Annotated in this window: 13 protein-coding genes and 3 pseudogenes; 5 read left to right on the top strand and 11 right to left on the bottom strand. The window is 61.2% G+C overall.

Annotation, left to right across the window (positions count from 1 at the left end; translation table 11 throughout):
* A pseudogene (locus tag CP49_RS30605) lies at nucleotides 1–743 on the top strand (hypothetical protein); the annotation flags it as partial.
* Between the two features lie 280 nt (nucleotides 744–1,023).
* On the opposite strand, the gene CP49_RS30600 reads toward CP49_RS30605, so the two are convergent.
* The gene (locus tag CP49_RS30600) at nucleotides 1,024–1,287 is read right to left on the bottom strand and encodes a hypothetical protein (protein ID WP_082646329.1); all 264 of its coding nucleotides are present in this window, start codon (nucleotides 1,285–1,287) and stop codon (nucleotides 1,024–1,026) included.
* 826 nt (nucleotides 1,288–2,113) lie between these two features.
* On the opposite strand from CP49_RS30600, the gene CP49_RS30595 reads away from it, so the two are divergent.
* Entirely contained in the window at nucleotides 2,114–3,250 is a 1,137-nt protein-coding gene (locus CP49_RS30595) for a DUF2336 domain-containing protein (RefSeq protein WP_057853838.1), read from the top strand.
* A gap of 159 nt (nucleotides 3,251–3,409) precedes the next feature.
* Here the strand turns inward: CP49_RS30595 and CP49_RS43620 are convergent, their stop codons facing one another.
* From CP49_RS43620 to CP49_RS30580, 4 genes and pseudogenes are all read right to left on the bottom strand, one after another.
* On the bottom strand, nucleotides 3,410–3,571 hold the full coding sequence (locus CP49_RS43620; protein WP_082646328.1) for a DUF2934 domain-containing protein: 162 nt from the start codon (nucleotides 3,569–3,571) through the stop codon (nucleotides 3,410–3,412).
* Nucleotides 3,572–4,176: 605 nt separating this feature from the next.
* Nucleotides 4,177–4,398, bottom strand: a complete 222-nt coding sequence (locus CP49_RS30590) for a hypothetical protein (RefSeq protein ID WP_057853837.1) — start codon at nucleotides 4,396–4,398, stop codon at nucleotides 4,177–4,179.
* A gap of 221 nt (nucleotides 4,399–4,619) precedes the next feature.
* Nucleotides 4,620–5,725: pseudogene (locus tag CP49_RS30585) on the bottom strand (glycosyltransferase family 4 protein).
* 48 nt (nucleotides 5,726–5,773) lie between these two features.
* Nucleotides 5,774–7,015, bottom strand: coding sequence for a glycosyltransferase (locus tag CP49_RS30580; protein ID WP_197423286.1), 1,242 nt, complete (start codon nucleotides 7,013–7,015; stop codon nucleotides 5,774–5,776).
* A 378-nt stretch (nucleotides 7,016–7,393) separates the two neighbouring features.
* Here CP49_RS30580 and CP49_RS30575 point away from each other — a divergent pair, with 378 nt between their 5' ends.
* Complete coding sequence (locus CP49_RS30575; protein WP_057853835.1) at nucleotides 7,394–7,816, top strand: DUF5413 family protein; 423 nt, start codon at nucleotides 7,394–7,396, stop codon at nucleotides 7,814–7,816.
* Nucleotides 7,817–8,131: 315 nt separating this feature from the next.
* On the top strand, nucleotides 8,132–8,668 hold the full coding sequence (locus tag CP49_RS30570; RefSeq protein WP_082646327.1) for a DUF4112 domain-containing protein: 537 nt from the start codon (nucleotides 8,132–8,134) through the stop codon (nucleotides 8,666–8,668).
* Between the two features lie 54 nt (nucleotides 8,669–8,722).
* Here CP49_RS30570 and CP49_RS30565 read toward each other — a convergent pair whose 3' ends face one another.
* The 6 genes and pseudogenes from CP49_RS30565 to CP49_RS30545 all read right to left on the bottom strand — a co-directional run bounded on the left by CP49_RS30565 (nucleotide 8,723) and on the right by CP49_RS30545 (nucleotide 12,858).
* The gene (locus CP49_RS30565) at nucleotides 8,723–9,007 is read right to left on the bottom strand and encodes a hypothetical protein (protein ID WP_057853834.1); all 285 of its coding nucleotides are present in this window, start codon (nucleotides 9,005–9,007) and stop codon (nucleotides 8,723–8,725) included.
* Nucleotides 9,008–9,229: 222 nt separating this feature from the next.
* A pseudogene (locus CP49_RS43615) lies at nucleotides 9,230–9,393 on the bottom strand (DUF3309 family protein).
* A 271-nt stretch (nucleotides 9,394–9,664) separates the two neighbouring features.
* Entirely contained in the window at nucleotides 9,665–10,030 is a 366-nt protein-coding gene (locus CP49_RS30560) for a hypothetical protein (protein WP_063791804.1), read from the bottom strand.
* A gap of 237 nt (nucleotides 10,031–10,267) precedes the next feature.
* Complete coding sequence (gene msrB, locus CP49_RS30555) at nucleotides 10,268–10,678, bottom strand: peptide-methionine (R)-S-oxide reductase MsrB (protein ID WP_057853833.1); 411 nt, start codon at nucleotides 10,676–10,678, stop codon at nucleotides 10,268–10,270.
* Nucleotides 10,679–10,687: 9 nt separating this feature from the next.
* On the bottom strand, nucleotides 10,688–11,407 hold the full coding sequence (gene msrA, locus CP49_RS30550) for a peptide-methionine (S)-S-oxide reductase MsrA (protein WP_057853832.1): 720 nt from the start codon (nucleotides 11,405–11,407) through the stop codon (nucleotides 10,688–10,690).
* A 335-nt stretch (nucleotides 11,408–11,742) separates the two neighbouring features.
* A complete protein-coding gene (locus CP49_RS30545) occupies nucleotides 11,743–12,858 on the bottom strand; it encodes an ATP-dependent DNA helicase (RefSeq protein ID WP_057853831.1) in 1,116 nt (371 codons plus the stop codon).
* 198 nt (nucleotides 12,859–13,056) lie between these two features.
* Between CP49_RS30545 and CP49_RS30540 the strand changes: the two genes are divergently transcribed.
* Nucleotides 13,057–14,265, top strand: coding sequence for an LLM class flavin-dependent oxidoreductase (locus CP49_RS30540; protein WP_057853848.1), 1,209 nt, complete (start codon nucleotides 13,057–13,059; stop codon nucleotides 14,263–14,265).
* Nucleotides 14,266–14,282: the final 17 nt, after the last annotated feature.

Genomic DNA, 14,282 nt, shown 5'->3' with positions numbered 1-14,282 from the left:
TCAAAAGCGCGATTGCGGTCGGCATCGTGCTCATTCTGGTCGGCGCCGGCATCCTGTGGGGCAAGTCGGTCGTATCGGCCGTGAGCGGACTGTTCAAATCCTCGACCGTGGTGGAAGCGCCGAAGGATCCGGCCGCGCCGCAGTCGCGCCCGAAGATTCCCGATCGCGTCGGCCAGCCGTCGCCGGGCGAGAACATCGCGCCGGTGGCGCAGCGCGTCGTGCTGTATGACGAGGACCCGTCCGATCCCAAGGGCAAGCAATATGTCGGCTCGGTGATCTGGCGCACCGAACCGATCAAGGCGAGCGGCAACCAGAAGCCAGACTTTGCCGTGCGCGCCGACATCGAGATTCCCGACCGCAAGTTCAAGATGACGATGTCGTTCCGCCGCAACACCGATACGTCGCTGCCGGCGAGCCACACCGCGGAATTGACCTTCATCCTGCCGCAGGATTTCTCCGGCGGCGGCGTCGGCAACGTGCCGGGTATCTTGATGAAGTCGAACGAGCAGGCGCGCGGCACGCCGCTGGCCGGTCTCGCCGTGAAGGTCACCGACGGCTTCTTCCTGGTCGGTCTCTCCAACGTCGATTCCGACCGCGCCCGCAACCTGCAGCTCCTGAAGGAGCGCTCCTGGTTCGACGTGCCGCTGGTCTACGTCAACCAGCGCCGCGCCATCATCGCGATCGAAAAGGGCGCCCCCGGCGAACGCGCGTTCAATGACGCGTTCGCGACGTGGGGGGAGTAGCCACCGAGAGCGCAGCAGATGCGCTCTCCATAGCGTTTTCGAGCAAAGCGGGCACCGGTTCGCGTCAAGAAAACGCGTCAAAACAAGAATCTAGAGCCCGGTTCTGATTCAATCAGAACCGAAAAGGCTCAAGCCTGAGCTAATCTCCGTTGGGCCAGGAACTTGATCGGTAACTTGATCGCTGCGCGGCGTAGCGACCGAGTCCAACAGAAAAGCGGCCTCCACATTGCGCGCAGCTCTGCCGAGGCCGTTCGCGTTCGTCGTCGAACGAAGCGACCGGTCACTGGGCGGCGGCTCGCCTCCGCGCGGTGTGCTCGCGGTCCATCACGGCACGGCAGCCTGGACTGACCTGCGCACGGTGCCTGACCATGCAGGCGGTGATTCGCTGGACGTTGGGGACTTCATGGCCGCATAGCCGCATGGCGTCGCCCGTGCACATCTGCTGCGCCTCCGAGAAGGCAAGGCTCGGGCGTGCGGAAAGCGCCGTTGCCGCGAAGGCGATGGCGAAGAGAAGTGCGATCTTGCTTGTACGATGGAAATTCATTGATGAGTTCCCCAAGGTTGCGCGCGCGGTGCTGGCCGCTGTTCATTGGGGGCGCTGCACGCGGTTTGCGCTGCCGCACACGTCGTCCATCACCGGGAAGTCACCCGATGTGGTTGCTCGATTTCTGCCGATGTCCGAATCGAAAAGTGCTGCGCGGCCCCACTACGAATTATGCGCTAATACTGCGAAGCTGCAATGGCTCGCGTCAACACTTCCTGGACTGTTGCGTGCGCGCCACGTCAACCGAATCGATGGATGTGCGACAACTCGATTTTGACGCTGCGTTTTTGCCAGGTCGACGGGTTTCATCGAAGGAACAGGAGCAGGAGGCAGGTCTCTCCGCCTTCGACCGCGCGATCGAACAGCCGGCCCGGCGAGCGTGCGTTCAGGCGCGCTTGCGGCGTCGGCGAGTAAAGCCTCCTTCCGCCGTAACGTCCTGCGCAGCCGCTACCCCACGCTCTATGGCGCGACTTCCCTGACCCCGGCGATCCCCTGAGGCTCCGGAAGCAGATGTTTAGCCGGCCCGGCTGCCCCCGTTGGCCGGGCGCATTCCGCGCCACAAACTCCGTATAAATGCGGAAAATCCCGGGTTCGTAACAACCACCCGTTAGGGAAACCCGAGTACGATCAGCCGTTATTGCTCGCGCGTCTCATTGCTCTCGTGGAGTGAAAGGGCTGCCGAAACCAGCCTTTCGAGTGGCACTCACATGCTTGTTCCTTCCGCCGCCGATGGATCCACGAAGATGCCGGCCATCCGCACGATAGAATGGCCGCTGCCGGGGGAATTGCGGCGAGCCGGGACGGTCTGGACGGGGGCGGGATAGCAATGCCTGCGGCATCGCCGAATCTGCGCGCGGAATTGAACGGCGCCGAAAAGGGTGGACCGGAGCACGATGCCCAAGTTTTCGGGCAGGTGACGGACCTGTTCCTGTCCAATGTTGGTCGGCTCAGTGAATCTCAGATCGCTGCCGTCGACGGCGTCCTTGCTCAACTGATCGAGCGGGTGGAAGCAACGACCCTGGTTCCTCTCAGCGAAGCCGTGTCCATCATCGAGCTGGCGCCGCGGCAGACGGTCCGCAAGCTTGCCTTTCACGATGACGTGCTGGTCGCCGGGCCCGTCCTGAGACGTTCCATCTGTCTATTGGAAAAAGACCTCCTTGAAATCGCCGGGAGTCGTGGCCAACAGCATTTGCTGGCCATCTGCGACCGAAAGATGCTCAGCGAAGCATTGACGGATGCGCTGATGAGATTTGGCGACGTCAACGTCTCCAACGCGCTCGCCCGCAACACGGGCGCACGTTTCTCCGAATGCGGTTACGCGACCCTGGTAGGGCGGGCGGAGCGCGACGAAGACCTCGCCGAAAAGCTCGGCCTTCGATTGGACATTCCCGGCAGCTTGCTGCGCGAGCTCATTGACAAGGTTGCCGACGTGGTTCGCGCGCGCTTCTTGACGGCGTCACGACCCGTCGCGCGGAAGAAAACCCAAGGCTCTGCTGCGGCGGCCGCCGCACAAAGCAGCGCGGCCAGGAAGGCGATTGACTACACCCAGGCGCAAAGCGAGGTCGTTGCGCTCAATCGCACCGGCAAGCTGAATGATTCCATCGTCAACCGTTTTGCGGTGAGGGGTGAATACACCCACGTGGTCGCAGCCCTTGCCTTGAAGGCGGATGTCAAGGTCGAGGCGATCGAACCCTTGCTCGAGCCCGACCGCGTGTATGGACTGATCGTCGCCTGCAAGGCGGCCCGGCTGAGCTGGTCGACGACGACGATGATCGTCCGCAACCGGCCTGATTGCCCGCCATCTACGGACCGGGAACTCGAACAATGCGTGGCGGTGTTTGAGTCCTTGTTGCTGTCGGTCGCGCAATGGACGATTCGCTTCGGATCCGATCGGATTCTTGGAAAGAAGAATGAGGCTGTAGCAGTGTCGACGGCGAACAAGAAAGTGAGTCAGCCTGCTTAGCGTTTGTGTCGTACCGGCGTTCTAGGACCGAACGAGGAATGTTCTTCTCCTTTTCAAGGAACAGGATTGAACGCCGCAGCCGATTGCTCTCGTCTCAAGGACGAACAGGATGATTTCCGCTAAACCTCATGCGGCAACATATCGAGCTGTGCTTTTTCGTTACAGGGTGTCGGGCGTGCGGATGGGGGACGATTTATCCTCGTTTCGCAGTTCTTGCTCCGCTTGCTGCCAGAATTCGTCTTCTTTGCCTTCTGGCCTGCCATGGCGCTCCCAGATCTCGTAAGCACGCTTCTTGATTTCTTCATCGGTCGGCTGGGCCATCGCGTTCACCTCCCTCAATATCGTGCTCTGTATGGTGGCCGGCGGCTGGCCAATTAAGCACTGGCCGCCCCTTTAACGCGAGGGTGTTGCTCCTTCGGAAGGCAGCGATCGCTGCAGTCCAGCCGAAGGATCAGCGAGCCTCGCCCTGCGCATCAATCGCTCACGCTCTCTGCTTCCTTCAGGAAGCGCCTCTGCTTTAGCCTTGATTTCAGCAATCCTGCTGGCTATCCGATCGGCCAATGAGGCTGTGTGTTTCACTCGACGGCGCTGCATGAGAAGCTCCCTTCCTGCAAGAATAACCGGTAAGCGATAGCTGCGTTCCAATGATGAAACGGACCTGATCTCCTAAGCCAGCTTTTGCATCGAGCCCGTCCGACAGACGAAGTCATGACCGTCTCGGACTACGAGCGGGGGGACGCAAACCCTTCGTAGGAACAGCAAAGGCTTAAGCGCGTTTGCTTCTCAGTCCGTGCGATCGATAAGGTGAGGAATTCGGCCGCCGCCGTCCGCAAGGAATCGGCGGTGTGATCCGAAGGCGCGCGGTATGCTGGCGATCTTTGGAGCCAGGCCCGCGCGCTTTTCGGCTCTCCATCACTGAGCCGGCCTTACGAGAATCCCATTTCCTTGATTGTCAGCTCTGAAATCTGTGTCGGGTCCTGGACGCCCCTTTGGCCGATCTCAATGATTTTTTTGGCGATCATTTCGGCTATCGGGTCATTCCGGTCAACAAGGCCAATGGTGCGCAACGTTTCCTCATAGGCCGTCGTCAAGCGGGTGATCTCTTCCGGTCCCATCGGCACGTTTTGCAGCAAGCGATAGATTGGCATGGCTCAGTTCCCGGTTCGTAAGCGGACAAGCCTAGCATGGGAATTTCTGATGCGGGAACAAATGGCAATGTTCCGGATTATGAGTTCGTGCCGGGCCGCCGCTCGGCACAGCTTCGACTAGACGGCCTCGGCTCGCCCCCGCGCTGGGGCCGTTCTTTGAGTTGCAGGAGATCTGTAGGCACGGCGCAAACTGCCGTTCCATATGGCCATCGCGCGGATCGCTACGGGGCCGGAACGCCATCGGGTTCTGAACCTTGAGCCAAGGCGGGCCTGATACCGGGATGAACTTCGCCGGCATCGGGATGAACCAATGTCCTGTAGCGGCCGAGATACTCCTGCGCCATTCGCCTTGCGGTAAACCTTTTCTCGAACTGCATTCGCACCTGACGCCGATCGAGTTCGGAAAGTTTTCCGATCGCTTCGACAGCTTCTGATTCTCTTGTTACGACAAAGCCGGTTATGCCGTCGTCAATGACCTCCGGCACCGAGCCTGACTTGAATGCAATGACGGGCGTGCCGCAGGCCATGGCCTCGATCATGACGAGGCCGAACGGTTCGGGCCAATCGATAGGAAACAGCAACGCAGCCGCGCCTGCCAGAAACTGCCGTTTCGTTTCATCATTGACCTCGCCGGTGAGTTGGACCTGCTCTGCTCCCCGTCGATCTGCGGCTCGAGTTGCTCCTTGAAATAGCTTCTTTCGCCGCGCGGCACCTTGGCGGCGATACGAAGCGGCATTTTGGCAGCGCGCGCGATCCGAATGGCGGCTTCCGGTCCTTTCTCCGCCGTCAGCCGGCCCAGGAAGGCGAGGTAGGAGCCGGCCTCGAAGGAAGGACTGAACAGGTCGGCCGGCAAGCCGTGGTAAATAGTGCCGATCCAGTTTGCCTCACTCAGGGGAGCGCGCTGATTATCCGATATCGAAACGAACGGCGCGTCGGGAAAGCGGCGGACGACATCTGGAAAACCCGGCAAATCCATGCGCGCGTGGCAGGTAGTGAGAAACGGGACACCAAGCCGGCTCAGGAGCGGCAGGTGCAGCCAATCGATATGCGCATGGATGACATCGAATTCGGTCGCGTGCCGGGCAACCGCTTCCAGTAGCGCTGCCTGCGCAACCATCGGGTCAGTCCGTGGGCGGCCAAGGCGGAGCGCCCGCGGCCAAACGGCATGAAGCTTGGCGGAGGTCTGCGAATCCCCGCTGGCAAACAGCGTCACCTCATGCCCCAACCCTACCAGCTCATCGACCAGCCACGCCACCACACGCTCGGTCCCGCCGTAAAGCTTGGGAGGAACACTTTCGGCCAGAGGTGCTACCTGGGCAATTCGCATCGGCTTTCCAGCATCGAGGTATCAGGGGTCTCTCGAATCCAAAACCGGTCAGACCACCGGCCGTTCGTATTTGCACAGCAGGTCGAGCCAATCCTCTAATAGCCGGCTCATCAGAAAGTTCTGCCGCACGCTTTCTTTCGCCCGCGAACCGACCTGCTCCCGCAGCCCGGGATCCTTTAAAAGCTGCACCATTCTTGCGGCCGCCTGATCGGGCGTACTCACCAGAAACCCGTTCCATTCGTCCTTGATCTGGTGCCGGATGCCTCCCACGTTGCCGCCGATGATGGCAGCACCTTTCCACATTGCCTCGGTGACCGTCAGACCGAAGCCTTCGCGGGTCGACTTCTGCACGACGACGGCGGCAGATCGCTGCAGCGCGTTCACCAGGGTTGGATCATCGACCGCAAGAACAACGATGCCTTCATCGGCAATGTTCTTGATCGTCTCGAGGATTTTCCCGCCCTCCGGATCGTCGGAGGCATTGTTGCCGACGAGCACGAGCGTACAGTCGACCTGCGCTCTCGCCTTTCGGAAGGCCTCAATCACGCCCATCGGGTCCTTCCATCGATCAAACCTGGAAATCTGCGTCACCAATGGACGATCTGTCGGAATTTTGTAATTGCTCAGGAATTCTCGTATCTCTCGATCGGACAGCTCCCGGTTTTTCGCAGAAAACGGATCGATCGCCGGGGTGACGAACTGCTGGTCGACCTGAAGATCCTGACCGTATTCGGGTAGCGAGAAGATAGCGGCGTTATGTTGCTCGATGAACTGGCGCAGATAAGTCCATACCGGGGGATAGGGCGACGAAAGATCGACGTGGCATTGCCAGAGCCACGGCATTTCGCGATCGGGAAAATGGGTGATCAGCGGCAGAGGTTGAGGATCGTGCACGATGATCGCGTCGCAATCGTCAAGATGAAGCCGCGTGGCGTTCTCGAACACGACCTGTTCGTAGATCGTCTTTTCAGCGTCCGAAAAATCCACGCTCTCGCCTTGCAGCGTGTTGTGAAGCTTCTTCGTGCAGCCAAAGAAGCCCGGCGTTCCCTGAATCAAATGCCAGTCGGTTTCGATGCCCGTTGCGTTCATCATGAGTGTTAGCGGCGTAAGCAGTTCGGTGACGCCTCCGCCATAGAACGTCGAACTGACATGGGCGACGCGCATCGTGCGCATCCGTTCGGCCTTCGCAGCTATTCGCTCGGTCGTCGCAGTGCCGACGAGCGGCTCGTACTGTTCGAGCGTATGAAGCCCGAGGGTGGATCGTTGAACGGCGGAGCTGAGCATAGACATCGAAGGGGTGCCTCCCAGGTTATCGCATTGCGGCAATGCGGCCTCGCGCGTTGGCTACCTTTCCCGGCACTCAGGTCGTGCCACTTTTTCCCATCCGCAATAAGTCCGAAGGCGCGCGGAAGTTGCCTCGGTCTTGCGTAGGATACGGCCAACTTAGTATTGCTGAACAATCGTTCATGCGCCTTCACCGCAGCCGCGGCGCCCCCTTCTCGGACATCGCATTCCCTCTATTCTTGAGATGGATCGAATCGTGCGAATGCGCCCGCCCGCGCTGTCGGTGCGTGCAGCGGTTATCTCGCCAGTTGGAAGCAGACCGAGCAAATTTACTTGGCCCTGGAGCTGCTGTAATGGAGTAAGCAGCGCCAGGAGGCAGTTCCCATGAAACGCTATCTGATCTTCGGAGCTATCGGCCCGCTCGTCGGCGGATTCCTGATGCTGTTTGCGGCCACGGTGGCTTCGGGCTACTGGAACGATACCAACTGGTCGGAGATCGGAAAATTCCTCGGCGCGTTCGTCAAGACGCTGCAGTACAGTTATCTGTTCGGCATCGTGCCGGCGCTGATGGTCGGCGCCATCGACGACATTCTCTGTCACGTCAAGCGCATTTCTCCCGTGGTGCGGGTGCTGATCATAGGCGCCATCGGCTTCGCCACCGCCTCGTTGCTCTATGGCTCGCGCGGGCCGGATACCGGCGTGCTGCAGTTTGTGCTCTACGGCATCGTCGGCATGGTGCCTGCAACGCTGTCGTCGTGGCTGGCGCACAGATATGCGGACGAGCCGCAGACGGTGCATTCGACTTGAGCGTTTGCTCGCACACGGAAAAATGGATTGCTTCGCGGAACCTGTCATCCGGCGGCGCTACGCGCCGACCGGCTGCCTCGCAATGACGTGGAGGGAGCTCTTGAATTTAAACTGCACGTCATCCCAGGCGCGCTGCACTCTCCCCCTTGCGGAGAAGGGGGTAAGCCACATACACCCCGATGCCGCCACCCTCTCCCTAGCCCTCTCCCGCTAGTACTTTTTTGGGGCACTAGAAAACGCCTCGGAAATCAATGGCATCCGAACGCATCGTGATAATTTGACGCAGCTTGCAGCTCGCGCTCGCGTTACCATGTGATGACCATGTCAGACGACGATATTTATACGCCGCCGCATTCACGCTCCGCACAGTCTTCCCGGAAGCGCGCGCCCGGGCGTGGGCCGGTCATCGACCAGGAAGGGCGCGAGCTTCCCGAGGCGAACCTTCACACGCAGTTCGAGGGGATGCGGTTCGATTTCGGTCATTCCGCCGCCAATCCGTTCGGCGATCTGACGCGCGAGCAGCGGCTGGCGCGTCTCGACGCCATTGCGAAATTACTGGATGTTGCCTTCATCGTGCCCGGCACCAATTTCCGTTACGGCATCGATGGCCTGATTGGGCTGATCCCGGTGGTCGGCGACATCATCACGACGGCGATTTCGCTATGGGTGGTGCGCGAGGCGCGCGCGCTCGGGGCGCCATGGCACATCACGGCGCGGATGCTCGCCAATGTCGCGGTCGACGGCGCGGTCGGCCTGGTGCCGGTCGCGGGCGACGCTTTCGACGTCGTGTTCCGCGCCAACGTCCGCAACGTGCGCATGCTCAAGCGTTGGCTCGACAAGCAGCCGCGCTAAGAAAAAAGCCCCCGGGATGATTTCCCGGGGGCGCGCTGTTTGACATAGGCAGGTTCAGGCCGCGTCGGCCTTGTCTTCGGTGCTGGCGGCCGGGCGCGGGCGGCGCGGCAGCGGGAAGGCCTCGCTTTCATAGAGCGAGCGGATGCCGCTCTGGTCGAAGCGGGCTTCCTCGACCTGCAGATAGGCGCCGTTCAGCGAGTCCGCCGGCAGTTCCTCGATCGCGAAGCGAACTGCTTCCGCCGCGGTGCCAAAACGCCGATAGGCAAAGCCGGCCCGCTTCTTCTTGCGGATCGCGGCGGGAAACAGTTCGGCGGCGGTGTTGTAGCTGAATGGACGCATGGACGGTGACCTCAATCTTTTGCGGCTCTTGTGTTTGAGCAATGGGGATTGGATGACGGTGGGCCACAAGGGCGGCGCGCCGTGCACGTCATTTCGCCGCCTAATATAAGCTTCTTTGAAAGAAATGCGACCCCTGAAGTCCGCCATCGGGGGTGATGATGAATCCACGCATGGCTGCCGGGAACCAAAATTTAATCAAGTTTTTTCAATGACTTAGTTGGCTCAAATCTTGCCGAGCAGCAGCAGGATCAGGAGCACGATCAAAATCACCCCGACGAGCCCCATGCCGGAATGCCCGTAGCCGTAGCCATGCCCCGGATGCGCCCGGAGAAGCCGCCCAGTAGGATGATGATCAGGATAATGACGAGTATCGTCCCAAGCGTCATGACGCGCTCCCCCCAAGCCCGCAGGAGGCGTGCAACGCGGCTCCCCCGCGGCCCGGATCAAAGCATATTCCGAGCCGCGAGTCCTTGGCCGATCGGGCGGAAGGGCGACAGATGAGGCGCGCTGCCCCTTCTCCCCTTGTGGGAGAAGGTGGATCGCTGACGCGAAGCGGCAGCGAGACGGATGAGGGGTCTGTCTCCGCGGAGAGAACCCCTCATCCGCCTTCGCTGATCGCGAAGGCACCTTCTCCCACAAGGGGAGAAGGAAAAGACGTCACCTTTTGCTCTCGTCGATCGGCAGCACCTTCAACGGCGTCGCATAGGGCTCGACGCGAAGGCTATCGCTGGCGATCAGGCCGATCTTGTGCAGCGGCGCCTGCTCGAGATCGCCGCTGGCTGACTTGTGTACGGCGTATCGCCACACGCTCATCGAGCCCTTGGCGACCAACGCCTTGGCGATGCCGCCGGCGTTGCCTTCCATCTGGGCGAGATCGCCCTCGCTGATCCCGATCACGATCTCGTCCTTGGCGGTGATGACCTTGAACAGGGAGACCTTGTCAGCGGCAAACGCAGGCTGGGTCACGACGCTCTCCATGATGAAGGTGGCTGCGCCGACACCGAGCAGCAGACGTTTGGACATGTGCATCTAAAGTTTTCCTCGTCTGCGCGCCGGGCAAACCGGGAAAGAAGCGTCCCACCGAAACCCCGCGCGACCAGCCCTTGGTCGCACGGGGCGAAGCACTGGTTCGAAACAAAATTGATGATCGCCGCCGTCATTGCCGGCTTGACCCGGCAATCCATCACCTCGAAGAGGAGTTCTTTTGATGGATGCGCGGGTCAAGCCCGCCCATGACGAATAGAGGATAACGGCGAGCAGTTATTTCGGCTGCAGCTTTAGCGCCGCCGAATTGATGCAGTAGCGCAGGCCGGTGGGGCCGGGACCGTCGTTGAAGACGTGGCCAAGATGGCCGTCGCATTTCGAGCACAGCACTTCGGTGCGGACCATGCCGTGGCTGACATCGCGCTCCTCGTCGACATGGCTGTCCACGGCGGGTGCGATGAAGCTCGGCCAGCCGCAGCCGGAGTCGAACTTGGCATCCGATTCGAACAGCGTCTGGCCGCAGCCGGCGCAGGTATAGGTGCCCTTGCGGTGCTCGTGCTCATATTCGCCGGAGAACGGTCGCTCGGTCGCCTTCTCGCGCAGCACGGCGTACTGCATCGGCGTCAGCTCACGGCGCCACTCGGCCTCGCTCTTGACGACCTTGCCGGATGTCTTGGTGTCGGACATTTAGCCTCCTTAATTGGTAGCCTTCGCGTTGCGCACCAGCGTCGGCTTCTCGATGTAATTCTCCGCAAAGATCTTCTTCAGGTTCTCGATCTTCGGCATGTCGTTGAAGACAATATAGGGCTGGTTCGGGTGCAGCGTCAGGTAGTCCTGGTGATAGTCTTCCGCCGGGTAGAACGCCTGCAGCGGGCCGACCTTGGTCACGATCGGCTTCTTGTAGACCTTGGCAGCGTTGAGCTGGCCGATATAGGCCTCTGCCACCTTCTTCTGCTCATCATTGGTGGTGAAGATCGCCGAGCGATATTGCGTGCCGATGTCCGGGCCCTGGCGGTTCAGTTGCGTCGGATCGTGCACGACTGAGAAGAAGATCTGCAGGATCTTGCCGTAGCTGATCTTCTTCGGATCGTACTTGATCTCAACCGCCTCGGCGTGCCCCGTGGTGCCGGTGCCGATCATGGTGTAGTTCGCGGTCATCTTGCTGCCGCCGGAATAGCCGGAGACCGCGTTGAGCACGCCGGCGGTGTGCTGGTACACGCCCTGGACGCCCCAGAAGCAGCCGCCGGCGATCACGGCGGTCTGGATGCCGTCGGCAGCCTGAACGTCGACGGTGGGAGCGGGAATGATGACGGCTTCCTCCGAGGCGCGCGCGGGGCTGATGGTTACAGCGGCGATGGCTAGCGCGCCGATGGCGGCAGCGCACAGCGACAGGCGGCTGAGATGGCGAGGGGACATGGTTTCCTCTTTCGGCAATGGTTGGGGCAGTCTAGAGCGTGTCAGGCGTTTCGCAATCGGCTCAATTCTCTGCCGATGCTCAAGATACGGCCCCGCTCACGGATTGTTACGGCGTGCGCCACACGAGTTCGTGAATAAAGCCGCGCCCGCGCAAGGCTCTGGGCAGGGCGATCGGTCACGCTTGACGCGCTTAGCGTCTTTGCGAGGAGCCAGCACCCCTCTCAATCCTCATGGTGAGGAGGCGCGTTAGCGCCGTCTCGAACCATGAGGCCCGCGGCCCATCCTTCGAGACGCCGCTTCGCGACTCCTCAGGGACGAGGGCGGTACGCGTAGCTCTACACCACCACGCTCAGCCGTTTCGCCGCGCGCGTAATCCCCGTGTAGAGCCACCTTGCCCGGCTGTCCTGGAACGCAAAGCTCTCGTCGAACAGCACGACGTCGTCCCATTGCGAGCCCTGCGACTTGTGCACGGTGAGCACATAGCCATAGTCGAACTCGTCATAGGGCTTGCGCTGCTCCCACGGGATCGCCTCGATGCCGCCCTCAAAGCAATCATGGCGCACCGAGACCTTGGTTACCTTGTGGCCGAACTCCTCGTCAGGCGACAGCCGCATGGTCAGGATCTTGGACTTCGCGCGCGGCTGGGTGCGTGACTTCACCCGCCACAGCCCGCCGTTGAAGAGGCCCTTCTTGCGGTTGTTGCGCAGGCAGACCAGCTTGTCGCCGGCAACCGGCAAGGGATCCTCGATGTTCTGCTTCTGCCGTATCCGCATGTTGTAGGCGCGGCGGGTGTTGTTACGGCCAACCAGCACCTGGTCGGCGCTCATCACGCGGTCCGGATCGAGCTCGCTGCGCGACACCACCTCGCTCTCGCCGTGGCGGCCGATTTCGAGTTCGCGGCCCTCGCGGATATCCATCGACATCCGCACGATCGGATCGTCCTGGGCCTGGCGATGCACTTCCGTCAGCATCGCGTCGGGCTCGGAATTGGTGAAGAAGCCGCCGCCCTGGATCGGCGGCAGTTGCGCGGGATCGCCGAGCACCAAGAGCGGACAGTCGAATGACATCAGGTCGCGGCCGAGTTCGGCATCGACCATCGAACATTCGTCGATCACGATGAGCTTTGCCTTCGAGGCCGGTGCGTCGTCCCATAGCTCGAAACTTGGCTGCTCGACGCCGGATTCCTTGGCGCGATAGATCAGCGAATGAATGGTGGAGGCGTTGTCGCAACCCTTGTTGCGCATCACCAGTGCCGCCTTGCCGGTGAAGGCCGCATACTTCACCTCGCCATCGACGCCTTCGGCGATGTGGCGCGCCAGCGTGGTCTTGCCGGTGCCGGCATAGCCGAACAGCCGGAACACCGGCGGCGTGCCGTTCCTGCCGGGCTTGGCCTTCAGCCAGTCGGCAACGGCCTTTAGCGCGGAATCCTGATGCGGCGTAAACGTGGTCATGGGGTCCAGATGGAGAGAAGAGTGCGGGGATAGCCGCGACTCAGCAGACCGTAAAGCTAACCATTCGCGCGTTCCATGCAAGGCAGCTTCCGCGTCACGGAATTGCTGTTTCGCGGTCGAGGCTGGACTTGGACCTTGCGGCGAATACACTGACCGCAAACAACAAGCGGGCTTAACAAGCGGTCCTTGGGAGGCGTCATGAAATTCGGCATCTTTTACGAGCTGCAACTGCCGCGCCCATGGCAAGAGGGCGACGAGCTCCGGCTCTACCAGAATGCGCTGACGCAACTCGAGACCGCGGACCGCCTCGGCTATGACTATGCCTGGGTAGTCGAACATCATTTTCTAGAGGAATATTCCCACTCGCCCGCACCGGAATCCTTTCTCGCCGCGGCCAGCCAGCGCACCAAGAATATCCGGCTCGGCCACGGCATCTTCCAGCTCACCACCAACCATCCCGCGCGCGTCGCCGAACGCGTCGCGGTGCTCGATCTCCTGAGCAGTGGACGCTGCGAGTTCGGCATGGGCGAGAGCGCTTCCATCACTGAGCTAACGCCATTCGGCATCGACATGGAAACCAAGCGCGAGGTATTTGAGGAAGCCGTCCAGGCGATCTTCCCGATGTTCACCAAGGTCGGCACCGAGCATCACGGCAAGTATTTCGACATTCCCCTGCGCAATGTGGTGCCGAAACCCGTGCAGAAGCCGCATCCGCCGTTGTGGATGGCGTGCTCGCAGCTTCCGACCATCGAGCGCGCGGGCGAGAACGGCTTTGGTGCGCTAGGCTTCCAGTTCGTCAGCGCGGATGCGGCGCATGCCTGGGTGCACGCCTATTACAACGCCATCACAAAACGGCTGAAGAAGCTCGCCGATTACGAGATCAATCCGAACATGGCGCTGGTCTCGTTCTTCATGTGCGCCAAGACCGACGAGGAGGCGCGCGCCCGCGCCGATGGCGCCACCTTCTTCCAGTTCGCGCTGCGCTACTACGGCGCGTCGCAGAACCGGCAGCGTCCGGACCCCGGCACCGTCAACATGTGGGACGAGTACAACAAGTGGAAGCGCGAAAATCCGGAGGCGCAGGAGGCGGCGCTGCGCGGCGGCCTGATCGGGTCTCCGGAAACCATCGCTAAGAAATTGCGGCGGTTCCGCACCTCTCACATCGACCAGGTAATCCTGCTCAACCAGGCCGGCAAGAACACCCATGAGCACATCTGCGAGTCGCTCGAACTGTTTGCCAAAGAGGTGATGCCGGAGCTCCAGAAAGATCCCGAGCACGACGCGTGGAAGAAGGGCGTGCTGGGTGGAGCCATCCAGCTCGAAGAGATCGACACCGAGGCGTTTAGGGATCGTTACGGCAAGCTCGCGATCAACGTCGCTCCGACGCAGAAAATGGCGGCGGGATAGTGGCCCGCGGACATCGA

The sequence above is a fragment of the Bradyrhizobium valentinum genome, assembly GCF_001440405.1.
In the GTDB taxonomy this organism is placed as follows: Bacteria; Pseudomonadota; Alphaproteobacteria; order Rhizobiales; family Xanthobacteraceae; genus Bradyrhizobium; species Bradyrhizobium valentinum.
Note: the sequence above shows the minus strand (reverse complement) of the source record. Positions and strands in the feature narration are given on the sequence as shown.

Coding starts and splice junctions, on each gene's coding strand:
- CP49_RS30565 (WP_057853834.1), bottom strand. CDS start 9,007: ATGCGTCCATTCAGCTACAACACCGCCGCCGAACTGTTTCCCGCCGCG.
- CP49_RS30575 (WP_057853835.1), top strand. CDS start 7,394: ATGAAACGCTATCTGATCTTCGGAGCTATCGGCCCGCTCGTCGGCGGA.
- CP49_RS30540 (WP_057853848.1), top strand. CDS start 13,057: ATGAAATTCGGCATCTTTTACGAGCTGCAACTGCCGCGCCCATGGCAA.
- msrB (WP_057853833.1), bottom strand. CDS start 10,678: ATGTCCGACACCAAGACATCCGGCAAGGTCGTCAAGAGCGAGGCCGAG.
- CP49_RS30570 (WP_082646327.1), top strand. CDS start 8,132: ATGACCATGTCAGACGACGATATTTATACGCCGCCGCATTCACGCTCC.
- CP49_RS43620 (WP_082646328.1), bottom strand. CDS start 3,571: ATGGCCCAGCCGACCGATGAAGAAATCAAGAAGCGTGCTTACGAGATC.
- CP49_RS30560 (WP_063791804.1), bottom strand. CDS start 10,030: ATGTCCAAACGTCTGCTGCTCGGTGTCGGCGCAGCCACCTTCATCATG.
- CP49_RS30590 (WP_057853837.1), bottom strand. CDS start 4,398: ATGCCAATCTATCGCTTGCTGCAAAACGTGCCGATGGGACCGGAAGAG.
- CP49_RS30600 (WP_082646329.1), bottom strand. CDS start 1,287: ATGAATTTCCATCGTACAAGCAAGATCGCACTTCTCTTCGCCATCGCC.
- CP49_RS30580 (WP_197423286.1), bottom strand. CDS start 7,015: ATGTCTATGCTCAGCTCCGCCGTTCAACGATCCACCCTCGGGCTTCAT.
- CP49_RS30595 (WP_057853838.1), top strand. CDS start 2,114: ATGCCTGCGGCATCGCCGAATCTGCGCGCGGAATTGAACGGCGCCGAA.
- msrA (WP_057853832.1), bottom strand. CDS start 11,407: ATGTCCCCTCGCCATCTCAGCCGCCTGTCGCTGTGCGCTGCCGCCATC.
- CP49_RS30545 (WP_057853831.1), bottom strand. CDS start 12,858: ATGACCACGTTTACGCCGCATCAGGATTCCGCGCTAAAGGCCGTTGCC.